The organism is Bradyrhizobium sp. (assembly GCF_049586575.1).
Lineage (GTDB): Bacteria > Pseudomonadota > Alphaproteobacteria > Rhizobiales > Xanthobacteraceae > Bradyrhizobium.
Map to the genome: position 1 here is coordinate 1 of NZ_JBAVCF010000030.1, position 4543 is coordinate 4543.

The 4543-nt window shown below is 62.9% G+C and carries 4 protein-coding genes; all 4 read right to left on the reverse strand.

Features of this window, described 5'->3' with window-relative positions; all coding sequences use genetic code 11:
• Positions 1-844 precede the first annotated feature (844 nt).
• Complete coding sequence (locus tag WB528_RS00970) at positions 845-1489, reverse strand: isochorismatase family protein (RefSeq protein WP_423886565.1); 645 nt, start codon at positions 1487-1489, stop codon at positions 845-847.
• Between the two features lie 45 nt (positions 1490-1534).
• Positions 1535-3034: a carboxylesterase/lipase family protein gene (locus WB528_RS00975; protein WP_423886566.1), complete on the reverse strand. Its 1500-nt coding sequence runs from the start codon at positions 3032-3034 to the stop codon at positions 1535-1537.
• 14 nt (positions 3035-3048) lie between these two features.
• Positions 3049-3819, reverse strand: coding sequence for an ABC transporter permease (locus WB528_RS00980; RefSeq protein WP_423886567.1), 771 nt, complete (start codon positions 3817-3819; stop codon positions 3049-3051).
• Positions 3809-4543: ABC transporter permease (locus WB528_RS00985; protein WP_423886568.1), on the reverse strand; the 735-nt coding region annotated here is incomplete at its 5' end. The genes WB528_RS00980 and WB528_RS00985, both read right to left, overlap by 11 nt.

The window sequence follows — 4543 nt, forward strand, 5'->3', positions numbered from 1 at the left end:
GATTCGCTCGACATATTGTTCTATGAGGTCTCGGTCGGAGAGCGTCACGGTCTGGGCAGACCAACCGCCAGATGCTCGTGCAGCGCTTTGACAACCAAATCTCGATCTCCTGAGCTGGCACGCGCAAAAGGTGCTCGCCTCTAACCGCCCGCTTCTGCAGGATGGGGGGGGAGACATAGTAACGGTAGCGCGCGTCCAGCGTATTGGCGTGGGTCGGCGTCATGCGATTATCGTGCCGATCATAGATGCGGGATCGACGGACATGCCCTGAGCTGGCGGAGACACCGCGACGGCGCGAAGGTCGCGAGGTCACTGGCGCGTCACCTAGGGTTCGAGCGTTGATCACCATGGACTGCTAATTTTTGCTCCTAGTCTCTTCAGAGGACTCAAACCCTCACGGTGTACGTAAAGACAATCCGGAGCCGAGCTACGGCTCCCCATTACACACGGCAGACTTCCGTCAGGACGGCCGTTAGAATTTGAAGCAAATAAATCAGCAGCATTTGCATGTTCCATATTACAGAGTTATGCGAATCGGGAAATTGGTGAGCCGAACAAAAAGCTTACGAGGGCGGCTACGGCGTACAACCCGGCCCGGCCAACCCGGTTGTGTTAACGCCACACGCCTGATGGAAAGTGACTCTGGCCGCGCGAGGGAGCTGAGACAGGCTATCAGACATAACACCGTGCACTCACAAAAGCCTGGCCAAATGTCCGTTTCTCTCCGGTGGCATGAATCGCCGACAGAAGCCAATCGTAGCCGCTGAGAGTACCTGGACCGGGCGGAATTGACCGGCCGCGCAGTGTGGGCTGCGAAGGTCAAAGCAACGACCGGTCTTTTGCCCTAGGCGCTCTTGAATTGGCGGAGCCGGGCCAAGACCTCGTCGGCGGTCATGACGTCGCCGAACTGCTGGATGATGTTCTCCAGCGCACCCCGGTGCTCGTCGTCGGACAACGCCGCACAGCAGTCCTCGACCATGACCACCTTGAAATCGAGCATCATGGCGTCGCGGGCAGTCGATTCGCAGCATACGTTCGTCTTGGTGCCGGCGATCAGAATGGTGTCGATGCCCATGCCGCGGAGAGTGCGCTCCAGCTGCGACGAGCCCGGAATCAGCGCACTATAGCGATTCTTCAGGAGCGTGAGGTCGGTCGATGCGGTGGTGAGACCGGTCCAGACGGTCTGTTCCTCGGCAAGGTTCTCGAGCGTGCGTTCGCGAACCTCATCGGCGACGATGGTGTTGAAAAACAGCTCCCAATCGCTTCGGCCGCCGATCCGACTGTTGGCGTGCAGCACCCAGATCACTGGCACATTCAGAGCGCGGAGCTGCGCAGTCAGCTTGTTGATCGGCTCGACGATGCGGCAGGACGTCGGCACCTCGGCCGGGCCGCCCGGCGCGCAGAACGCGCTCTGCATGTCGATCACCAGCAGCGCGGTGCGGGCCGGGTCGAGGTCGTCAAACAGATGGTAGCGGCCGCGCCGCAGCAATACGCGGTCGACAATCTCCTTGCGTACGCGGATTGGAGGCATGGCTCAGCGCACCCAGGGCTGGCGCCAGCACAGCCCGGCCAGATCGCTGACCGGCGCGATGACGCTGTCGAACCGCATGGTCATGCGGTCCTCGCGCCGATAGACCGGCCATGGCGGCAAGCGCGGGTGATCGGGCTTACCGGTGTGGGCGAAGGCGATCCAAGCGCGATGCATTGCGTCGGCCAGACCTTTCATCTGTTCGGAGTCGCCGCCCTTGAGCATCGGCGACTCGGTCCAATGGTCGAAATTGTCGAACACGAACGGTATCTCGATGCAGTGGCAGGCCTCGAAGCCGGCCGGTGACTGCCAGTCGAACTGGTAGACGTACGCGGGATGGCCCTGGTCGGCGCGGACCTCGGCCATGCGCAGGCTGCCGATCCGGAACATGGCGTCGCTCATCAGATCGCCGAGCAACGCCGCATTACTGCCGGATGCGCGCATCTTTCGGATCTCGTCATAGTAGAGCTCATGGCCCGACTTGAACATCGCTGCGAACACGCCCTTGATTGCGTTCCCGTCGGCGTTCGCGATCTGATCGTCGATGCAATAGAATGCCCCCATCTCTTCCCGGGTAGTGCCGATGATGGTGTCGATCGCTGAGCCCGCGCCGGCCGTCAGCGCGGGCATAACCTCCCCCGGATAGACGCTGCCGTCGATAGTGGGCCAGAATGGCGCGAGCGCATCGGCGAACTTCTTTTCGAGCCGGCCCAACTCGCCTTGCGCCGCGACCAGACGCGTAAACGGCAGAAACTTCAGCTCGCCCGCTTGTTCTGGCTTCAACCCCAGGATCTCGGCAAAGCGACGGCCAATCCGCTGCGCGTCCACAAGGGTCCGCGACATGCGGCCGAAGGGCGTGCTCTGCATGATGGCGCGACGGAACAGGCTGCCGCCCTGCGGCATGGTCATGAGGATGGCGATCGACGCGGCCCCGGCCGACTGGCCGATTACCGTTACGTTGTCGGGGTCGCCGCCGAACTCCGCAATATTGTCGTGGACGAAGCGAAGCGCCGCGACTTGGTCGAGCAGCCCAAGGTTGCCGGGGCTAACGCCTGGCAGACAAAGGAAGCCGAGCGCGCCGAGCCTGTAGTTGATCGCAACAAACACCACGTCGCCTTGGGAGGCGAACCGCTCGCCGGAATACCACGGCAGCGAGCCGGCGCCGCTGGAGAAGGCGCCGCCGTGAATCCACACCATCACGGGCCGCTTCTTGTCGTCCGCTGACGGCGTCCAGATGTTGAGTGTCAGACAATCCTCCGACTGCGGGCGCTCGAAATCGCCCATGACATGGGCAAGCCGGGAGCGGCCCTGTGGAGCGATTGGGCCGTCCTTGGTCGCATCGCGTACGCCCGACCACGCCTGCACCGCCCGCGGCGGCGCAAACCGCGATTCACCGACCGGCGGCGCCGCATAAGGCACGGCCCGGAACACAACAACACCATTCTCGCATGTGCCGCGAAGCTCTCCTGCCTTGGTCCGAACCACAAGCTTCCTGGTCGCCGGCATCGTCCACCTCGCGGTCAGCGCTCCTTGAACCGTCGCTCCAGCGGCACAATCACGAGCCGCTCGCCGAGCACGAAGATCAGCACAATGACGAAGCAGGTGGCAAGGAAGGTGGTGCTGTCGGCAGCGGTCTGGGCGCGCAGCATGAGGTAGCCCAATCCGCTTGGCGCGCCGAGCAACTCGGCGACAAGCGCGATTTTCCAGGCAATGCCATAGGCGATGCGGGTCGCCGAGAGGGCGTAGGGCACCAAGAGCGGCAGTGTAAGTCGCCAGAGTATGCGGGCTCGGTGCCGGGTAAAGCTCCGCCCCATCTCCATCACTTCGCGGTCGACGTTGCGCAGACCCTCGGCGATGTTGATCAGGCAGAATGGAATCAGGATCATCACCTCGACGAAGATCACACCGAAATCGCCGGGCTCGAACCAAATTGCTGCGAGTATCGCCCAGCCGATCGAGGGAAACGCGTTGAGCATCGGCTTGATGCGCTCGTCGACCACCGCCGCCATCCACGGCACGCCGTGGGCGAGGAAGGCGAGTCCGCCGCCGATCAGAAGCGCTGCGGCAATAGCGACCAGCACCCGCCAAGTCGAGGCCAGCAGATTCCCGAGGAAATCCGCCGAGACAAATAAAACGAGCAATTGCCGCGCTACCGCCACGGGCCCGGGCAGGATGAACGCCGGCAGGTGGCGCGCCAGCGCCCACCAGCCGACCAGCGCGAGCACGACAATACTGTCGCCGATCAGCCGCTCGACAACCATCGACGGAAATGCGGTGCGTTCAACCGGCATAGTGGCGCGACACCCTCGCTTGCAGCGGAGCCAGCACAAGGCGGTCCATGCCATACACGAAGGCGATGATGAGGATTATGGCGGCAAAAATCGTCGCGGTGTCGAACTCCTGACGCGAGAGATTGATCATGTAGCCGAGCCCGGAGTCACCGCCGAACAGCTCGGCGGTCAGCGTCACCTTCCAGGCCACGCCGAACATGATGCGCAGCGTCGCGAAGATGAATGGATAAAGGGACGGCACGACTACCAGCACGAACATCCGAAGCCTGCGGCGGGTGAAGCTGCCGGCCATCTCGACAATCTCGCGGTCGATATTGGCAAGCCCCGCCGCCATGTTGACCAGCGCGAACGGCACGAGCACGGCGCTGATGGCGAAGATCACGGTGAATGAACTGACGCCGAACCACATGATGGAAAGCAGCGTCCAGCCGATCGCCGAAAACGAGTTAAGGAACGGGCCGATGCGCCGCTCAATTGCGAGTCGCAGGACCGGCAGGTAATAGGGCAGCAGTGCAAGCAGCGAGCCAAGGACGAAGGAAATCGCGATCGCCGTGGCCACGTGGTAGAGCGATGCTCCAAGATGGCCGAGATCGTGGGGGCTGGTGACGAACTGCCAAAGCCGCCGCGCGACCGGGTGGGGGCCCGGCAGCAAGTAGGAGGGCGCCAGCAGCGACGCGGCTTCCCAGGCGAAAAGAAACAGCAGCGTGGCCAGATGCGCGGCGAA